This is a genomic window from Streptomyces sp. NPDC007346, from assembly GCF_040703535.1.
GTDB lineage: Bacteria > Actinomycetota > Actinomycetes > Streptomycetales > Streptomycetaceae > Streptomyces.
On sequence record NZ_JBEYKR010000017.1, the window covers coordinates 1 to 17,620 of the forward strand.

At 70.8% G+C, this 17,620-nt stretch carries 18 protein-coding genes; 13 read left to right on the forward strand and 5 right to left on the reverse strand.

Annotated elements, in window-relative coordinates:
* Window positions 1-90: 90 nt before the first annotated feature.
* The 8 genes from map (at window position 91) to truA (ending at window position 5,298) form a co-directional block, all read left to right on the forward strand.
* Window positions 91-927: a type I methionyl aminopeptidase gene (map, locus tag AB0917_RS07850; protein ID WP_366818616.1), complete on the forward strand. Its 837-nt coding sequence runs from the start codon at window positions 91-93 to the stop codon at window positions 925-927.
* 172 nt (window positions 928-1,099) lie between these two features.
* Complete coding sequence (gene infA / locus AB0917_RS07855; RefSeq protein WP_003956442.1) at window positions 1,100-1,321, forward strand: translation initiation factor IF-1; 222 nt, start codon at window positions 1,100-1,102, stop codon at window positions 1,319-1,321.
* Window positions 1,322-1,381: 60 nt separating this feature from the next.
* Window positions 1,382-1,495 (forward strand): 50S ribosomal protein L36, encoded by a 114-nt coding sequence (rpmJ, locus tag AB0917_RS07860; RefSeq protein WP_003956441.1) that lies wholly within the window; start codon window positions 1,382-1,384, stop codon window positions 1,493-1,495.
* Window positions 1,496-1,690: 195 nt separating this feature from the next.
* On the forward strand, window positions 1,691-2,071 hold the full coding sequence (gene rpsM, locus AB0917_RS07865) for a 30S ribosomal protein S13 (protein ID WP_018490826.1): 381 nt from the start codon (window positions 1,691-1,693) through the stop codon (window positions 2,069-2,071).
* Window positions 2,072-2,176: 105 nt separating this feature from the next.
* Complete coding sequence (gene rpsK, locus AB0917_RS07870; RefSeq protein WP_003956432.1) at window positions 2,177-2,581, forward strand: 30S ribosomal protein S11; 405 nt, start codon at window positions 2,177-2,179, stop codon at window positions 2,579-2,581.
* Between the two features lie 139 nt (window positions 2,582-2,720).
* The gene (locus AB0917_RS07875; RefSeq protein WP_003966937.1) at window positions 2,721-3,743 is read left to right on the forward strand and encodes a DNA-directed RNA polymerase subunit alpha; all 1,023 of its coding nucleotides are present in this window, start codon (window positions 2,721-2,723) and stop codon (window positions 3,741-3,743) included.
* A 92-nt stretch (window positions 3,744-3,835) separates the two neighbouring features.
* Entirely contained in the window at window positions 3,836-4,351 is a 516-nt protein-coding gene (gene rplQ, locus AB0917_RS07880) for a 50S ribosomal protein L17 (protein WP_219611744.1), read from the forward strand.
* Window positions 4,352-4,443: 92 nt separating this feature from the next.
* Window positions 4,444-5,298 (forward strand): tRNA pseudouridine(38-40) synthase TruA, encoded by an 855-nt coding sequence (gene truA, locus AB0917_RS07885; RefSeq protein WP_366818617.1) that lies wholly within the window; start codon window positions 4,444-4,446, stop codon window positions 5,296-5,298.
* 12 nt (window positions 5,299-5,310) lie between these two features.
* Here truA and AB0917_RS07890 read toward each other — a convergent pair whose 3' ends face one another.
* Both AB0917_RS07890 and AB0917_RS07895 read right to left on the reverse strand, forming a co-directional pair.
* Complete coding sequence (locus AB0917_RS07890) at window positions 5,311-5,655, reverse strand: hypothetical protein (protein ID WP_366818618.1); 345 nt, start codon at window positions 5,653-5,655, stop codon at window positions 5,311-5,313.
* A 134-nt stretch (window positions 5,656-5,789) separates the two neighbouring features.
* A complete protein-coding gene (locus AB0917_RS07895) occupies window positions 5,790-6,638 on the reverse strand; it encodes a hypothetical protein (RefSeq protein WP_366818619.1) in 849 nt (282 codons plus the stop codon).
* Between the two features lie 90 nt (window positions 6,639-6,728).
* Between AB0917_RS07895 and AB0917_RS07900 the strand changes: the two genes are divergently transcribed.
* From AB0917_RS07900 to glmM, 4 genes are all read left to right on the forward strand, one after another.
* Window positions 6,729-8,348, forward strand: coding sequence for an ATP-binding cassette domain-containing protein (locus tag AB0917_RS07900; protein ID WP_366818620.1), 1,620 nt, complete (start codon window positions 6,729-6,731; stop codon window positions 8,346-8,348).
* A 270-nt stretch (window positions 8,349-8,618) separates the two neighbouring features.
* The gene (gene rplM, locus AB0917_RS07905; protein WP_037688030.1) at window positions 8,619-9,062 is read left to right on the forward strand and encodes a 50S ribosomal protein L13; all 444 of its coding nucleotides are present in this window, start codon (window positions 8,619-8,621) and stop codon (window positions 9,060-9,062) included.
* Window positions 9,063-9,106: 44 nt separating this feature from the next.
* Complete coding sequence (gene rpsI, locus AB0917_RS07910; protein ID WP_109164095.1) at window positions 9,107-9,634, forward strand: 30S ribosomal protein S9; 528 nt, start codon at window positions 9,107-9,109, stop codon at window positions 9,632-9,634.
* Between the two features lie 240 nt (window positions 9,635-9,874).
* On the forward strand, window positions 9,875-11,233 hold the full coding sequence (glmM, locus tag AB0917_RS07915; RefSeq protein WP_366818621.1) for a phosphoglucosamine mutase: 1,359 nt from the start codon (window positions 9,875-9,877) through the stop codon (window positions 11,231-11,233).
* A 9-nt stretch (window positions 11,234-11,242) separates the two neighbouring features.
* Here glmM and AB0917_RS07920 read toward each other — a convergent pair whose 3' ends face one another.
* Window positions 11,243-12,208, reverse strand: coding sequence for a DUF389 domain-containing protein (locus tag AB0917_RS07920; protein ID WP_366818622.1), 966 nt, complete (start codon window positions 12,206-12,208; stop codon window positions 11,243-11,245).
* Window positions 12,209-12,235: 27 nt separating this feature from the next.
* Window positions 12,236-13,231, reverse strand: a complete 996-nt coding sequence (gene coaA / locus AB0917_RS07925; RefSeq protein WP_366818623.1) for a type I pantothenate kinase — start codon at window positions 13,229-13,231, stop codon at window positions 12,236-12,238.
* A 1,141-nt stretch (window positions 13,232-14,372) separates the two neighbouring features.
* Between coaA and AB0917_RS07930 the strand changes: the two genes are divergently transcribed.
* Window positions 14,373-17,294, forward strand: a complete 2,922-nt coding sequence (locus AB0917_RS07930) for a LuxR C-terminal-related transcriptional regulator (RefSeq protein ID WP_366818668.1) — start codon at window positions 14,373-14,375, stop codon at window positions 17,292-17,294.
* Here AB0917_RS07930 and AB0917_RS07935 read toward each other — a convergent pair.
* Entirely contained in the window at window positions 17,270-17,584 is a 315-nt protein-coding gene (locus tag AB0917_RS07935) for a hypothetical protein (protein ID WP_366818624.1), read from the reverse strand. The genes AB0917_RS07930 and AB0917_RS07935 overlap by 25 nt on opposite strands.
* Between the last annotated feature and the right edge of the window lie 36 nt (window positions 17,585-17,620).

Genomic DNA, 17,620 nt, shown 5'->3' on the forward strand with positions numbered 1-17,620 from the left:
GCCGCGGCCGACTGCTTGCGCCCGTATCGTTGGATGCGGGGGCCGGCGGACCCGTCACCCGTCACCGACGATGCAGAGAGGCGCCGAGCAATGGTGCAGATCAAGACCCCCGAGCAGATCGCGAAGATGCGCGAGGCGGGGCTGGTGGTCGCTGCCATTCACGCGGCCACCCGTGAGGCGGCCGTGCCCGGCGCCACCACGAAGGACCTGGACCAGGTCGCCCGCAAGGTGATCGCCGACCACGGCGCCACGTCGAACTTCCTCGGGTACGGCGGGTTCCCCGCGACCATCTGCACCTCGGTCAACGAGGTCGTGGTCCACGGCATCCCGGACGAGAAGACGGTCCTCAAGGACGGCGACATCATCTCGATCGACGCCGGCGCGATCGTGGACGGCTGGCACGGCGACGCCGCGTACACCGCCTTCGTGGGCACCGGTCACGCCCCGGAGCTGATCGAGCTCTCCCGGGTGACCGAGGAGTCCATGTGGGCCGGGATCGCCGCGATGAAGGTGAACAACCGCCTCGTCGACATCTCCCGGGCGATCGAGTCCTACATCCGCCGCCAGCCGCGCCCGGCCACCGGGAAGTACGGGATCATCGAGGACTTCGGCGGCCACGGCATCGGCTCCGAGATGCACATGGACCCGCACCTGCTGAACTACGTCTCCCGCAAGCGCGGCAAGGGCATCAAGCTGGTCCCGGGCGTCTGCCTGGCGATCGAGCCCATGGTCTCGCTCGGCACGGCGCGGACGGAGACCCTGGGCGACGACTGGACGGTCATCACGACGGACGGCACCTGGTCCTCGCACTGGGAGCACTCCATCGCCCTGACGGAGCAGGGACCGCTGGTCCTGACCGCCCCGGACTGCGGCAGGGCGAAGCTCGCGGAGTACGGGATCACGGCGGCCCCCGACCCCCTGGCCTGACACGACCCCTCCGGGAGGTCTAAGGATCACCGGCAGTGGGCAAACTTGACGGATTCGTCTTTTGGGGTCCGCTGACGTAGACTGACTCGTCGGCTCTGGTGCATCCGTGTGCCCGCAGGTAAGGCATGGGATCGCGAGAGCCGATCAAGGTAGCCGATTCGAAAGGCGAAGCGTGGCCAAGAAGCAAGGTGCCATCGAGATTGAGGGCACCGTGATCGAGTCCCTCCCGAACGCAATGTTCAAGGTGGAGCTCCAGAACGGTCACAAGGTCCTGGCGCACATCAGCGGCAAGATGCGGATGCACTACATCCGTATCCTCCCGGATGACCGGGTCGTGGTGGAGCTCTCTCCGTACGACCTGACGCGTGGCCGGATCGTCTACCGCTACAAGTAGATCTTGCCCGCACCCCGTTTCGGCGCGGTGATGGCACTGACCCGGAGAACCTGACATCCCATGAAGGTCAAGCCGAGCGTCAAGAAGATCTGCGACAAGTGCAAGGTGATCCGCCGTCACGGTCGGGTCATGGTCATCTGCGACAACCTGCGCCACAAGCAGCGCCAGGGCTGACGCACGACCGCCTGCATCTCGCAGTTCTTCGCGCGACGCACGTAATCACGTACATACGCAGAGCCCGTCCAAGCCACGGCTGACGACACCTCCGGCGGGGGCCGGGGACCCGGACGTACCACCACTCCCAGCGGGTGGTCGGCGGTCGGGAGCGGCACTGCGGAAGACCCCCGATCTAACAACTGGAGCCATTGAATGGCACGCGTTTCAGGTGTTGACATCCCGCGCGAAAAGCGCGTGGAGGTTGCCCTCACCTACGTCTTCGGTATCGGGCGCACCCGGTCCAAGGAGATCCTCGCCACCACCGGCGTGAACCCGAACACCCGCGTTCGTGACCTGGCCGAAGAGGACCTGGTCAAGATCCGCGAGTACGTGGACGCCAACCTCCGCACCGAGGGTGACCTCCGTCGCGAGATCCAGGCCGACATCCGCCGCAAGGTCGAGATCGGCTGCTACCAGGGCATCCGGCACCGTCGTGGTCTGCCGGTCCACGGTCAGCGCACCAGCACGAACGCGCGTACCCGCAAGGGCCCGCGTCGCGCCATCGCCGGTAAGAAGAAGCCGGGCAAGAAGTAGTCCTCAGCGGACGCACTGCGCGGTTCCGGTTCTCCGGAGCGGCGCAGCAACCAGCGGTCTTCGCTGTAGGACCGATCACCTCCCCTCTCCATCTGGAGTCAAGACATGCCCCCCAAGGGTCGTCAGGGCGCAGCCAAGAAGGTGCGTCGCAAGGAAAAGAAGAACGTCGCTCACGGCCACGCGCACATCAAGAGCACGTTCAACAACACCATCGTCTCGATCACGGACCCCTCGGGCAACGTGATCTCCTGGGCCTCCGCCGGCCACGTCGGCTTCAAGGGCTCGCGCAAGTCCACCCCCTTCGCCGCGCAGATGGCCGCCGAGTCGGCCGCCCGCCGCGCGCAGGAGCACGGCATGCGCAAGGTCGACGTCTTCGTCAAGGGTCCCGGCTCCGGCCGTGAGACCGCGATCCGCTCCCTCCAGGCCACGGGCCTCGAGGTCGGTTCGATCCAGGACGTCACCCCGACGCCGCACAACGGCTGCCGTCCGCCGAAGCGTCGCCGCGTCTGATCCGCCGCGGCCGGTGACGGCCGTGCGTCAGTAGCGTTCGGGTCCGGGCGGTACGCCTCATACGGGGCGTACCGCCCGTACCCTTGTCACACCTGTCGGGCATCAAATAGTGGGTGCCCACGACTGAAGGACTCTCCCCATGCTTATCGCTCAGCGTCCGTCGCTGACCGAAGAGGTCGTCGACGAATTCCGTTCCCGGTTCGTGATCGAGCCGCTGGAGCCGGGCTTCGGTTACACCCTCGGCAACTCCCTGCGCCGTACCCTCCTCTCTTCGATCCCCGGTGCCGCTGTCACCAGCATCCGGATCGACGGCGTCCTGCACGAGTTCACCACCGTGCCGGGTGTCAAGGAGGACGTCACCGACCTCATCCTCAACATCAAGCAGCTGGTCGTCTCCTCGGAGCACGACGAGCCCGTCGTGATGTACCTGCGCAAGCAGGGCCCGGGTCTGGTCACCGCCGCCGACATCGCGCCCCCGGCCGGTGTCGAGGTGCACAACCCCGACCTCGTCCTCGCCACGCTCAACGGCAAGGGCAAGCTGGAGATGGAGCTGACCGTCGAGCGCGGTCGCGGCTACGTCTCCGCCGTCCAGAACAAGCAGGTGGGCCAGGAGATCGGCCGGATCCCGGTCGACTCCATCTACTCGCCGGTGCTCAAGGTCACGTACAAGGTCGAGGCGACCCGTGTCGAGCAGCGCACCGACTTCGACAAGCTGATCGTCGACGTCGAGACCAAGCAGGCCATGCGTCCGCGTGACGCCATGGCGTCGGCCGGTAAGACCCTGGTCGAGCTGTTCGGTCTGGCGCGCGAGCTCAACATCGACGCCGAGGGCATCGACATGGGCCCGTCCCCGACGGACGCCGCGCTCGCCGCCGATCTGGCGCTGCCGATCGAGGAGCTGGAGCTCACGGTCCGTTCGTACAACTGCCTCAAGCGCGAGGGCATCCACTCCGTGGGTGAGCTCGTGGCCCGTTCCGAGGCGGACCTGCTCGACATCCGTAACTTCGGTGCCAAGTCGATCGACGAGGTCAAGGCGAAGCTGGCCGGTATGGGCCTCGCGCTGAAGGACTCGCCTCCCGGCTTCGACCCGACCGCCGCCGCCGACGCCTTCGGCGCCGACGACGACGCGGACGCCGGTTTCGTGGAGACCGAGCAGTACTGAGCACCACCCGCACGACTTCCGTGAGGCGTCCGCTTCACGGGAACTGACACCGGTACCTGATACGGCCGGTGCAGCACACAAGGAGAATCACCATGCCGCGTCCCGCAAAGGGTGCCCGTCTGGGCGGCAGCGCCGCGCACGAGCGTCTGCTCCTCGCCAACCTGGCGAAGTCGCTGTTCGAGCACGGCCGCATCACGACGACCGAGGCCAAGGCCCGCCGCCTGCGTCCGGTCGCCGAGCGCCTCGTCACCAAGGCGAAGAAGGGCGACATCCACAACCGTCGCCTGGTGCTGCAGACGATCACGGACAAGAGCATCGTGCACACGCTCTTCACCGAGATCGCCCCCCGTTACGAGAACCGCCCCGGTGGTTACACGCGTATCACCAAGATCGGCAACCGTCGTGGCGACAACGCCCCGATGGCGGTCATCGAGCTGGTCGAGGCGCTGACCGTGGCCCAGCAGGCCACCGGTGAGGCCGAGGCCGCCACGAAGCGCGCGGTCAAGGAGGACGCCCTCAAGAAGGACGAGGCCCCCGCGGCCGAGTCCGAGGCCGTCGAGGACGCCAAGCCGGTCGAGAAGGCCGACGAGGAGTCCAAGGACGCCTGAGCGTATCCAGGACCACGGACGGGCCCGCATCACCCTTCGGGGCGGTGCGGGCCCGTTTCGCTGACCAGGGGTGGAACGAGGGAGATGTACGGGTGAGTGACGAGGCGGAGCCCGGTTTCGTACGGGTGCGGCTGGACCTGTCCTACGACGGCAAGGACTTCTCCGGCTGGGCGAAGCAGACCAGCCGGCGCACGGTGCAGGGGGAGATCGAGGACGCGCTGCGGACCGTGACCCGGTCGGCCGTGACGTACGACCTGACGGTGGCGGGCCGCACGGACGCGGGGGTGCACGCGCGCGGCCAGGTCGCGCACGTGGACCTGCCCGAGGCGGTGTGGGCCGAGCACGAGGAGAAGCTGCTGCGACGGCTGGCGGGGCGGCTCCCGCCGGACGTACGGATCTGGCGCGCGGCTGCCGCCCCGCCCGGGTTCAACGCCCGCTTCTCCGCGCTCTGGAGGCGTTACGCCTACCGGGTCGGCGACCGGCCCGGCGGGGTGGACCCGCTGACGCGCGGTCATGTGCTGTGGCACGACCGGCCGTTGGACGTGGACGCGATGAACGAGGCGGCCGCGCTGATGGTGGGGGAGCACGACTTCGCCGCGTACTGCAAGAAGCGTGAGGGCGCGACGACCATCCGTACGCTCCAGAAGCTGCGTTGGGTACGGGATCCGGCCTCGGGTGTCCTCACCGCGACCGTGCAGGCGGACGCGTTCTGCCACAACATGGTGCGCGCGTTGATCGGCGCCGCCCTGTTCGTGGGCGACGGGCGCCGCCCGGCCGGCTGGCCCGCCGAGGTGCTGGCGGCGAAGGTGCGCGACCCCGCGGTGCACGTGGTGCGGCCGCACGGGCTGACGCTGGAGGAAGTGGCGTACCCCGCCGACGCGTTGCTGGCCGCGCGTGCCGAAGAGGCCCGGAACGTGCGGACGTTGCCGGGGGCCGGGTGCTGCTGAGGCCGGGGGCGGTCAACGGCCCCGGCTACGGACGCACTCGGCCTTGAAGTGGCGTACGAAGGTGATGACGCCCCACGCGATCAGCACGTTGACCAGCGCTCCGGCGCCGTGGAGCAGCGGGCCGAGGAGGCTGGGCCCGGCCTCCTCGGTGGCCGGGGCGGCGCCGGCCAGCAGGGCCAGTGGGTAGAGCACGAGGACCAGCAGCAGGGTGTCGCCCGGCCAGGCGGCCAGGAGCATCGCCGCCTCGCCGGACTCCGGCCGTCCGGCGATCTCGTGGGCCAGGGCGGCGAGGGTGACCAGGGCGACGTAACCGGCGGCGACGAGGCGGGACTTGCTCCGGGGGCCGGGGGTGCTCATGGGGGACGTCCTTCGCGCCGGCCCCTTCGAGGTGCGGAAGGACCGCGCCGGGGCAGGGCGGGGTCGAGCCCGCCCGTACGCCTATTTGAACATGTTCAGTTCTGTGGGGTGAGCCCTGCCCCCGGGCCGGCCGCCTACTGGGCCGGCTCCGCCGCCGCCTGCGAGGCCTGGACCTGGCCGCGCTGGCGGATCTGGCGGAAGACGAAGTTCGTCAGATCGTCGCCGACCGCGAAGACGGCCTTGTCCTGGGCGGTGACACGGGTGCCGTCGGTGAAGCCGCCGACGGTGAAGTAGGCGTAGCGGCCGTAGGAGTTGCTGGTGCGGCGGCAGACCGTACCGCCGCGGCAGAACGTGGACACGCCCGCCCCGCTGAGGGAGGCGAGGCCGCCCGAGGCCTGGTCGACCGCCTTCTGCGCCTGCGCCTCGGCGTCGAAGACCGCGATGCCGACGGTGACGGCCACCCCTTCCTTGCGGTACGTCGCGCGGATGAGCTGCTTGCAGCCGTTGTCCGTGAGGACCGGGCCGAGGGCCCCCTGTGTGCCGGTCGCGCAGTCGGTGGTGCTGCTCGTGGCGCCCTTGACGTGGATGCGGTCGCCCATGGCGAGCTTCTCGCCGGGGAAGAAGCCGTCGACGGTGATCGGCGCCTTGTCCTTGTCGGCGCTGGATATGTAGTCCTTCGGGTCCGGCGGAGGCGGCGGCGCCACCGACGAGAAGGACGGCTCCGGCACCGAGGTGTCCTCGGGCAGCTCGGCCGGTGCGGGCAGTTCGCTCGCGCTGCTGACCGGATCGCCCTTGCCGCCGCCCGTGGTGACCACGGCGGTGGCCACGATCGCGCCGACCACGGCGGTGGCCAGCACCCCGCCGCCGATCATCAGCCACCGCTTGCGGCGGGCGCGCGCGGCGGATTCCTCGGCGAGCGCGGCCCAGTCCGGAGTCCCGTTGTCCCCTGGCCCCCAGGAGGGCCCCCCTTGCCATGAACTCATGCGCGAATCCTAGAGCCTGCCGTTCGACCGCAGACCCCGCCTCCGTAAACCGGTTGGGCCATTGCTTCGCGGCCCGTGACAATGCTCCGTATGGGACATCTTGAAGCAGGCCACCTGGAGTACTACCTACCGGACGGGCGGGTGCTGCTCGGCGACGCCTCGTTCCGGGTGGCCGACGGAGCCGTCGTCGCCCTCGTCGGGGCCAACGGGGCGGGCAAGACGACCTTGCTGCGCCTCCTCGCCGGGGAGCTCCAGCCGCACGGCGGCACGGTCTCGGTGAGCGGCGGGCTCGGGGTGATGCCGCAGTTCGTGGGCTCGGTGCGGGACGAGCGGACCGTACGGGACCTGCTGGTCTCCGTCTCCCAGCCGCGCGTCCGGGACGCGGCGAAGGCGGTCGACGCCGCCGAGGAGAAGATCCTCACCGTCGACGACGAGGCCGCGCAGATGGCGTACGCGCAGGCGCTGAGCGACTGGGCCGAGGCGCGCGGGTACGAGGCCGAGACGGTCTGGGACATGTGCACGATGGCCGCGCTGGGCGTCCCGTACGAGAAGGCGCAGTGGCGCGAGGTGCGCACGCTCAGCGGCGGTGAGCAGAAGCGGCTGGTGCTGGAGGCGCTGCTGCGCGGCCCCGACGAGGTGCTGCTGCTGGACGAGCCGGACAACTATCTGGACGTGCCGGGCAAGCGGTGGCTGGAGGAGAGGCTCAAGGAGACCCGTAAGACGGTCCTGTTCGTCTCCCACGACCGGGAGCTGCTCTCCCGCGCCGCCGAGAAGATCGTCAGCGTCGAGCCGAGCGCGGCGGGCAGCGACGTGTGGGTGCACGGCGGCGGCTTCGCCACGTACCACCAGGCGCGCAAGGAGCGGTTCGCGCGGTTCGAGGAGCTGCTGCGGCGCTGGCAGGAGGAGCACGCCCGGCTGAAGGCGCTCGTCCTGCGGATGCGGCAGCAGGCGGCGAACAGCCCCGACATGGCCAACCGCTACCACGCGATGCAGACTCGCTTCAAGAAGTTCGAGGAGGCGGGCCCGCCCCCGGAGCCGCCGCGCGAGCAGGACATCCGGATGCGGCTGCGCGGCGGGCGGACCGGGGTGCGGGCGGTCACCTGCGAGGGGCTGGAGCTGACCGGGCTGATGAAACCGTTCGACCTGGAGATCTACTACGGGGAACGCGTCGCCGTCCTCGGCTCCAACGGGTCGGGCAAGTCGCACTTCCTGCGGCTGCTGGCCGGCGAGCCGGTGGCGCACACCGGGGAGTGGAAGCTCGGGGCGCGGGTCGTGCCGGGCCACTTCGCCCAGACGCACGCGCACCCGGAGCTGCTGGGGAAGACGCTGGTGGAGATCCTCTGGTCCGAGCACGCCAAGGACCGGGGCGGGGCGATGTCGGTGCTGCGGCGGTACGAGCTGGAGCGCCAGGGCGACCAGGCGTTCGAGCGGCTGTCGGGCGGGCAGCAGGCGCGGTTCCAGATCCTGCTGCTGGAGCTGGCGGGCACCACCGCGCTGCTCCTGGACGAGCCGACGGACAACCTGGACCTGGAGTCGGCGGAGGCGTTGCAGGACGGCCTGGAGGTGTACGACGGCACGGTGCTGGCCGTCACGCACGACCGGTGGTTCGCGAAGTCCTTCGACCGGTACCTGGTCTTCGGCTCGGACGGGGTCGTACGGGAGACGGCGGAGCCGGTGTGGGACGAGCGGAGGGTCCAGCGGGCGCGGTAGGGGCGGCGCGGAGGTGCGGCGGGGCGGCGCGGCGGTGCGGTGGGGCGGCGCGTTTTGACCCGTCCGGGGCGGGGCGGGTACTGTCGAGGTTTGTTACGCGTATTGGCCTCGTCGTTCTCGTACGAAGCGCCTCTGCGCAGGTTCTCTGGAGCAGTTACCAGTGGCTCGCATACGGGCAGTCCCCGGCATTGTGAGCCCCAGCTGCATGATCGCTTCAGGGGTGCCATGTGTTGTCTGGACCTCATCCACTGAAGAAGCGAAGGCTACGAAGTGCGTACGTACAGCCCCAAGCCCGGAGATGTGACGCGCCAGTGGCACATCATCGACGCTCAGGACATCGTCCTGGGCCGTCTGGCCACCACGGCTGCGAACCTCCTCCGAGGCAAGCACAAGGCGATCTACGCCCCCCACATGGACATGGGCGACTTCGTCATCATCATCAACGCCGAGAAGGTTCACCTCTCCGGCAACAAGAAGACCCAGAAGATGGCGTACCGCCACTCGGGCTTCCCGGGCGGTCTCCGTTCGGTGCGCTACGACGAGCTCCTCTCGAAGAACCCCGAGAAGGCCGTCGAGAAGGCCATCAAGGGCATGATCCCCAAGAACACCCTGGGCCGTCAGATGCTCTCGAAGCTCAAGGTCTACGCGGGCGACCAGCACCCGCACGCTGCTCAGCAGCCGGTCCCGTTCGAGATCACCCAGGTCGCGCAGTAGTTCCGGCCACCCCCTAAGACATACAGAAAGATCTGAGGAGCATCGTGGCCGAGACCACTGTTGAGAACCCTGTCGAGGGCACCGAGGGCGAGGAGACCTTCGCCGAGGTGACCACCTTCGAGTCGGAGGTTCCCGTCGAGGGTGAGTACACCTCCGAGTCGCTCGCGGGCCGCTTCGGCGACCCGCAGCCCGCGGCCGGCCTGGGCCGTCGCAAGAACGCCATCGCCCGCGTCCGGATCGTTCCGGGCACCGGCAAGTGGAAGATCAACGGTCGCACCCTTGAGGACTACTTCCCCAACAAGGTGCACCAGCAGGAAGTCAACGAGCCCTTCAAGGTGCTCGAGCTCGACGGCCGCTACGACGTGGTCGCCCGTATCTCGGGTGGCGGCGTCTCCGGTCAGGCCGGCGCCCTGCGCCTCGGCGTGGCCCGCGCGCTGAACGAGGCGGACGTGGACAACAACCGCGCCACGCTGAAGAAGGCCGGCTTCCTCTCCCGCGACGACCGTGCGGTCGAGCGCAAGAAGGCCGGTCTCAAGAAGGCCCGTAAGGCCCCGCAGTACAGCAAGCGCTAAATCGCCTGCTCGTCCGCATTACACGAACGCCCCGGCGGCACACTCCGTGCTGCTGGGGCGTTCGTCTATCGGGCTCCGCAGGCGTATAACGGCATAAGACGTTCATCGGCCCGCACGGGACGCGCGGGCCGATGCTCGGCGTTGCCGCCGCCCCCAGCCGTTTGCTGTTTTCGTGGTTGTGGTTGTTTAGTTTCGCTTTGTTTTAGCTTTTGTGGTTTCTGAGCACCTCGGAGGACACCAGTGGGACGACTCTTCGGTACGGACGGAGTGCGCGGTGTCGCCAACGCGGATCTGACAGCTGAGCTCGCGCTCGGGCTCTCGGTCGCGGCGGCGCACGTACTCGCCGAGGCGGGCACCTTCGCGGGCCATCGCCCGACCGCCGTGGTCGGCCGCGACCCCCGGGCCTCCGGAGAGTTCCTGGAAGCCGCCGTCGTGGCCGGTCTGGCCAGTGCGGGCGTGGACGTCCTGCGGGTCGGCGTGCTGCCGACGCCGGCCGTGGCGTACCTCACCGGTGCGCTCGGCGCCGACATCGGCGTCATGCTCTCGGCCAGCCACAACGCCATGCCGGACAACGGGGTCAAGTTCTTCGCGCGCGGCGGCCACAAGCTCGCCGACGAGCTGGAGGACCGGATCGAGACGGTCTACGAGCAGCACCGCACCGGTGAGCCGTGGAGCCGCCCGACCGGCGCGGGCGTCGGCCGCATCACCGACTACACGGAGGGCTTCGACCGTTACGTCGCCCACCTCATCGGCGTCCTCCCCAACCGGCTCGACGGGCTGAAGGTCGTCCTGGACGAGGCGCACGGCGCCGCCGCCCGGGTCTCGCCCGAGGCGTTCGCCCGCGCCGGTGCCGAGGTCATCACCATCGGCGCCGAGCCGGACGGCCTGAACATCAACGACGGCTGCGGCTCCACCCACCTGGAGCTGCTGCGCGCCGCCGTCGTCGAGCACGGCGCCGACCTCGGCATCGCCCACGACGGCGACGCCGACCGCTGCCTCGCCGTGGACGGGTCGGGCGAGGAGGTCGACGGCGACCAGATCCTCGCCGTGCTGGCCCTCGCCATGCGGGAGGCCGGGCAGCTGCGCAAGGACACCGTCGTCGGCACCGTGATGTCGAACCTCGGCTTCAAGATCGCCATGGAGCGCGAGGGCATCCAGCTCGTGCAGACGGCGGTCGGCGACCGTTACGTCCTGGAGTCGATGAAGGCCGAGGGCTTCGCGCTCGGCGGCGAGCAGTCCGGCCACGTCATTGTTCTGGACCACGCCACGACCGGCGACGGCACCCTGACCGGGCTGATGCTGGCGGCCCGGGTCGCCGCCACCGGCCGGAGCCTGGCGGAGCTGGCCGGGGTCATGCAGCGCCTGCCGCAGGTGCTCATCAACGTCCCGGACGTCGACAAGTCCCGGGTCAGCACCTCCTCCGAGCTGGCCACGGCGGTGATCGAGGCGGAGCGCGAGCTCGGCTCGACCGGGCGGGTGCTGCTGCGCCAGTCGGGTACGGAGCCGCTCGTACGGGTCATGGTCGAGGCGGCCGACATCGAGCAGGCGCGCGCGGTCGCGGGCCGGCTGGCCGATGTGGTGAAGTCCGCGCTGGGCTGAGCCGCCGCCTCATGGACGTACGGAAGCCCCCGGCGTGCTCGCCGGGGGCTTCCGCGTGCGCCTGAGCCTCCACAGCGCCTTCTCCAGCAGCAGCGTCAGCGTGCCCGCGAGGACGATCCCGCCGAGGTTGGCGAGCAGCTGCTGCCCGGAGCCGATGGTCTGCTGATAGTCGGAGTAGCTGAACGCGACGGCCGCGTTGGCGGCGGCCGGGACCGTCGTCACGGAGATCGCCACGCCGATCAGGGCCCCGGACTTCGCCGAGGTGAGGGAGAGCGTCCCGGCGATCCCCGCCAGGAACGCCACGATGAACGACATCCAGTCCGGCTGCCAGATGAACCCGGTGATGGGCCGCTCCGCCTCGATCATCGACTTCTCGAAGAGCCCCACGGCGTCCAGCAGCCAGGCGAACCCCGCGGTGATGGCCATCGCCAGGGCGAAGCCGCCGATCAGCGCCCACAGCGAGCGGGCCACCAGGTGCGGCGCGCGCTGCACCAGGGCCGTGGAGATCCCGGCCAGCGGACCGAACTCCGGGCCGACCGCCATCGCGCCCACGATCAGCACCGCGTTGTCGAGCATCACCCCGCAGGCGGCGAGCATGGTGGCCAGGGCGAGGAAGGAGACGTACGTGAGGGAGAACGCCGACTCCTCGTGGGTGGCCTCCGTCAGCTCCTCCCACAGCACCGCGTCCGCGCTGTCGCCCGGCGCCTCGCGCTCGGCCTTGTCGGCGTGCGAGGAGAGCGTCAGGTCCATGTGCTCGACGCTGATCGCCCCGGACCGGTCGACACCGAGGCGGCGCAGGCCGCCGATCAGCTCGTCACCCGCCTCGCGCGCCACGTCGCACATCACCACGTCCCCGGCCGGGGAGCGGGCGGCCCCGGGCAGGACCACCAGGTGGGCGGTGCCGACGGTGGACTCCAGGAGGGCGACGACCTCGTCGGTCGCGTCGGCGGGCACGATGAGACGCAGGTGCAGCACGCGGCCGGCCCTCCCGGGGCTGAGCGGTCAGAGCTTGCGCAGGGAGAGCTTCTGGACCTTGTGGTCCGGCCCCTTGCGGAGCACCAGAGTGGCACGGCCGCGCGTCGGAGCCACGTTCTCCAGGAGGTTCGGCTTGTTGATGGTCCGCCACATGGTGCGCGCGTAGTCCAGGGCCTCCTCCTCGGAGACCTGGGTGTACTTGCGGAAGTACGAGGACGGGTCCTGGAACGCCGTGTCGCGCAGCTTGCGGAAGCGGCTGAGGTACCAGGTCTCGATGTCCTCGGCGCGCGCGTCCACGTACACGCTGAAGTCGAAGTAGTCGGCGAGCCCGACCCGCGTCCGTCCGTCCTTGCCGGGCAGCGCGGGCTGGAGGACGTTGAGCCCCTCCACGATGAGGATGTCCGGGCGGCGCACGGTGAGCCGCTCGCCGGGGACGATGTCGTAGATCAGGTGCGAGTAGACGGGCGCGGTCACCTCGTCCTTGCCCGCCTTGATGTCCGCGACGAACCGGGTCAGCGCCCGCCGGTCGTAGGACTCCGGGAACCCTTTGCGCGAGGTCAGCCCGCGCGAGCGGAGCTCTTTCATCGGCAGCAGGAACCCGTCCGTGGTCACCAGCTCGACGCGTGGGTGCTCGGGCCAGCGGGCGAGCAGGGCCTGGAGGATACGGGCGCTGGTGGACTTGCCGACGGCGACACTGCCCGCGACCCCTATGACGAAGGGGGTGCCGCGCTGCTCCCCGTGCCCGTTGCCGGCGTCCCCGAGGAAGGTGTTCAGCGCGCCGCGCAGGCCGGAGGTGGCCTGGACGTACAGGTTGAGGAGGCGGGAGAGCGGCAGGTAGACGTCCCGGACCTCGTCGAGGTCGATGACGTCCCCGAGCCCCCGCAGCCGCTCCACCTCGTCGGCGGTCAGCGGCAGCGGCGTCTTGTCCCGCAGGGCGCTCCACTCGTCGCGCGAGAGGTCGACGTAGGGGGTCTGCGCGTGCTCGGTGCGGCGCTGGGGGCTCCGTGCGGGCGAGGTGATCACATGTTCATTGTTGCGGGAGTTTTAACGGAGTGGGGGGTGGGGTCGGTCACGTGGGTGTCGGGCCTGTGTTCCTGGGCCTGTGTTCCCGGGCCCGTGCTGGAGGGGCTGGGCGCAGGTGGCTCTCACCGGCATGTGACTGCCGCGGCCTGGTGGAGCGGGGCGGCCTCCGGCCACCCGGCCCCCCGGCCGGGTGGCCGCCGTACTCCGCGGGTCGGAGCCGGCGCGCGGAGTGGCGCGGTCGCTCAGCTGCTCAGCTGCTCAGTTCTCGGATTCCGGTGCCATCCGTTCCTCGGTGGGGTGTGGAGACGGATGGCACCGGTGATGCGCACGACGAGCGGTGTGGTCTGTGAGACGGAAGCCCGTGGTGGTACGGCAGATCGCTGTGGGGTGCGAGCGATCGGCCGGTCGGTAGAACCCTAAGGACGCGGGCGCCTGGACGACCATCCGGGGGCCCGTGTTTACGGACCCCTATTTAATGCGCCGACCCTCTGCTCTCCCGTTGCCCTCACTGGGTGCTGAACGCGGCCGCTGGGCGTCAGCGTCGATGTCCGGGAGCCGACCCGTTCGGTGCCGGGTGCGGCGCCTGCGGACGGTGTATGAGTGCTGATTGCACGTACGTGCCCGCTTTGCTGGAGAAGGGGCCAACCGCCATACGCCAGGCCGCCTTTGAAAGTTGATTGCGTATCCGTGAACCCGCTCTCCGGATGTTGCCGGGCACATGAGGGACGTAGCTTCGGATGCTGGCCGACCGGACTTGCAGAACGTGCAGGTGGGATGCGCGGCAACTGCGTAGCCTCGGGCGGTCGGTACGGGCACGGGTGTGCGGAACGAGCTGTGCGCGCCGCTTTCGGCAGTCCCAGCCGAAGGCCATTGCGCCCTGCTTCTCGAGCAGTCGGCCGAGCGTGCTCCGCGGCACGTCGTCTCGGCGAGAGCTCTTCCGCGCGCCCGTGTAAGTGCGTGCCCCGACGCCGGCCGAAGGCGAGTGCGGCGGCTGCTCACGAGAGGTGTTCGGTCCGTTGTTGCTCATGGGGAACAAGTGATCTACTTGTTCCTCCAGGAGGCATGAAGGAAATCTCGTGGCGTGTCCGGGCCACCAGAACGCATCCGGGCCACCTGGGCCGAGGAGAGCGAGGGTGGCGACGTGATCACGACGTGCGGTTCCGCCCTGCGGTCCCTGGAGCGTGCCCTGTCCGGCCGGCACGCCGGGCCGGTGCTGATGTTCGTCGAGGGCGCCGCCGGCGAGGGGAAGAGCCACCTGCTCCAGGAGCTGGCCGATACGCCCGGGACACCGGACCTGGCCCGCCTGTGGTGGCGGTGCGGAGCCGACGGCGGGCCGCCGGAGGAGGACGAGCACCGGCGCGAGGCGACCCTGTGGCTGGTGGACGATGTCCACCGGGCGGACGAGGACGAGCTGCGGTGGCTGCGCCGGACGCTGGCGGGGCTGGAGCCGGGCTCGGCGGCAGCGGTGACCTACCGCCCCGAGGAGCTGCCCGTGCCCGGTCTGCCCCTGGGCAGCGCGCCGATGACGTATCCGGACCGGCTGACGGTGCTCAGGAACCGGCTGGCGCCCTGGGACGAGGAACGCGTCGGCCGGGCCGCCGCTGAGGCGCTGGGCGAGCGCGGCTGTACGGCGGAGGCCGTGGGCAGGCTGTACGAGCGCACCGGCGGAGTGCCCCGGGTCGTCGTCGACCTGCTGGCCATGGTGCGGGAGCAGTGGCCGGCCTTCAGCGGCACGGCCGCCGAGGTGGACGCGGCCGGTGTGCCGACCCGTCTGGCGGAGCTGGTGCTGAGCCGTACGCACGCCTTGCCCTCGGCGTACAGGCCGGTGGTCTGGGCGGCTGCCGTCCTCGACGGGCCCGTCGGCCGGGACGAGCTGCTCGCGGTGGCCGGGCTCGGAGCCGCGACGGGGGGCAGCGCACTGCTGCGGGCCCTGGAGGGCGCGGCCCTGGCGGAGCTGGACGAAGGCCGCTACGGCTTCGCCGTCCCGCTGGCCGCGTCGGCCGTACGCGCCACCGTGCCCGGCCCCGTCCGGCAGGACCTGCACGAGCGGGCGGCGCAGGTGCTGAGCCGCGGACAGCCCGTGGCATGGGCCGCCGTGGCCGAGCACCACAGGGCGTCCGGCGAGAGCCGCAGATGGCTCAGGGCGGTGGAGAAGGCGGCCGAGGCGGCGGAGACGTCCGGCCGGCACCAGCAGGCCATCACGCTGCTGGAGCAGACGCTGGCCACGCCCGGCCTTCCTCCGCAGGCCCGCGCCCGGCTGGCGCAGCTGCTGGCCCGCAACGCGGTGACCGGACTGCGCTCGGACCAGACCGTGGAGGTGCTCGCGCAGATCGTGCGGGACGCGGCCCTCCCGCCGGCCGTACGGGGAGAGCTGCGGCTCGACCTGGGGCTGATGCTCTGCAACCAGATGGGCCGCTCCGGCGACGGCTGGCGGGTGCTGGAGATCGCCGCCACCGAACTGCGCGACGCCCGGTCCGTCCTGACCGCACGCGCCATGGCGGCACTGGTCACCCCCTACTGGCCGGGCGTTTCCATCGACGTCCACCGGGGATGGCTGATCAAGGCCGCGGCCGCCGCTGACGACAGCGGGGACGAGGCCATGCGTACGGCGGTCCTGGCCAACCACGTGGGGCTCGCCATGAGCTGCGCCGACCCCGAGGCGTGGGAGCTGGTGGAGAAGCTGCCGGTGACGGGCACGGACCCCGCATGCGCCCGGCAGGCGGCGCGCGGGCTGTGCAACGCCGCGGACTCCGCGGTCTGGCTCGGCTTCTACGAGCGGGCGGAAGACCTGCTGGCGGAGGGGCGCGACCTCTCCGTGCAGAGCGGCGCCGCCTACACCGAGCACAGCGCGTTGGGGACGCGGCTGCTCCAGCAGTGGTGGACGGGCCAGTGGCTGGGCCTGGCCAAGCGGTGCGAGGACTTCGTCGCCACCACCGCCGACATGCCGTTCCTCGCCTCGGACGCGTACGTCGTGCGGGGCCTGCTCGCCGTCGCCCAGGGGGACTGGGGCGAGGCGATGTCCTGGCTGTCCCAGCGGGGGACGTTCGGGACGGAGAAGCTGCCGGTGCCCCTGGGCGCGGCAGCGGCCGGCGCCGCGATCCGCCTGGCTCTGGCCCGCCAGGAAGTGGCGGCCGCGGCGGAGCAGGCGCGGTCAGCCTGGAAGGTGGTGGCCGACAAGGGCGTATGGCCGTGGGCCGCGGAGCTCGCGCCGTGGGCCGTGGAGGCGCTGGTGCGCGCGGGCGACAGCACCGCGGCTCACACCATGGTCCGGAACTTCGCCCAGGGCCTGGGCCGACGTGACGCGCCCGCCGCGAGGGCGGCGCTGGTATGGAGCCGGGCCGTGCTCACCGAGACGGAGGCGCTGGCCCAGGAGCGGTGGGGCGGACTGCTGGAGGCCGCGGAGCTGTACGGGAAGGCCGCGGAGGCCTACGCGGAGCTGCCGTGCCCCTACTCGCAGGCACTGACGGCGGAGGGCGCCGCACGCTGCGTACTGGCGGCGGACGCCAAGGGGACTTCGGGCCCGGCCTCGGAGGCCGAGGGGGCCTCCGGTCCGGCCTCGGGCACCGAGGGGGCCTCCGGCCCGCATCCGGACGCTGGCGGGGCCTCTGGCCCGCTCCCGGACGACCAGGGGGCCTCCGGCCCGGCCTCGGGCACCGAGGGGACTTCTGGCCCGGCCCCGGACACCGAGGACTCCGCCGCCTCGCCGGCCCCCGTACCCGACGAAGCCGCCACCCTGTCGGCCCTCGCCGAGCTGGAGTCCTGCGCCCAGCGCTTCACCGACCTGGGGGCCGTCTGGGACGCCGCTCGGGCCCGAGCCCTGCTGCGTACACGACAGCCGGCCAGGAAGGGCCGCCCGCCAGGACGCCCCTCCCACACCGACCAGCTGTCCCCCCGGGAGGCGGAGGTGGCGCAGCTCGCGGTCTCCGGCCTGACCAACCGGGAGATCGCCGCGACCCTGCACCTCTCCCCGCGCACGGTGGAGCAGCACATCGCCGGCGCGATGCGCAAGACCGGCGCGCTCTCCCGCCGCGATCTCGCTCACCGGCTGGGCCCGACTTCCTGAGCCCGGAAGGCCCGGAAGGTTCTGTCGTGCTCCCAGACGGCCACGGTCGCGGCCGCCCAGTCGAGCACCCAGCCGGAACGCACCCCGCGCGCTCCCCAGCCGTCCGGCCGTCGGCGCGGGATCGCGCAGCCCGCCTCGCGTGCGGCGACCGCCGCGTCACAGGCTTCGCGCGCTATGCGGAGGGCTTCCATCTCGGTTTCGGCGGCCCCGGTGAACACATGTGTGCCGCACCGTTCCGGCTGCACAGCGTTCCTGGTGGGGACATTGACCTGGAAGTAGAGCTTGGTCATGGCGCCATCTCCTCGGGGTCGCGGTCTCCTGCCCGA